Here is a 583-nt window from a genome sequence, read left to right as displayed (position 1 = left end):
GTTCACTATCGGTCAGTCAGTAGTATTGCCTTGGAGGATGGTCCCCCATATTCAGACCAGGATATCACGTGTCCCGCCCTACTCGATTTCACTGAATGTGCGTTGTCAACTACGGGGCTATCACCCTGTATCGCCGGACTTTCCAGACCGTTCGTCTAACGCATATAAAGCTTAAGGGCTAGTCCAATTTCGCTCGCCGCTACTTTCGGAATCTCGGTTGATTTCTTTTCCTCGGGGTACTTAGATGTTTCAGTTCCCCCGGTTCGCCTCCTGTTGCTATGTATTCACAACAAGATACTTACTTATGTAAGTGGGTTTCCCCATTCGGAAATCCCAGACTCAAATGGTTTTTACTACCTAATCTGGGCTTATCGCAAGTTAATACGTCCTTCATCGCCTCTGACTGCCAAGGCATCCACCGTGTACGCTTAGTCACTTAACCATACAACCCGAAGGAGTTCGAGTTGATGAACAAGTCACCAAAGTTGTCTGCAATTTTTATACATGATGCAGACTCGATTTTGCCGGACTCAATTTTTCTTCTACCTTACTTTGAAAAAGTAAGACAAAAGCCAAGAACACT

Annotated in this window: 1 rRNA gene; it reads right to left on the bottom strand. The window is 45.5% G+C overall.

Annotated features, from left to right (window positions below):
• Nucleotides 1-442: ribosomal RNA gene (locus B853_RS15960) — 23S ribosomal RNA — on the bottom strand; the annotation flags it as partial.
• Nucleotides 443-583: the final 141 nt, after the last annotated feature.

It is taken from the genome of Vibrio rotiferianus CAIM 577 = LMG 21460, from assembly GCF_002741985.1.
Lineage (GTDB): Bacteria > Pseudomonadota > Gammaproteobacteria > Enterobacterales > Vibrionaceae > Vibrio > Vibrio rotiferianus.
The sequence above is the reverse complement of the archived record's forward strand: the minus strand, read 5'-3'. Positions and strand labels throughout refer to the sequence as shown.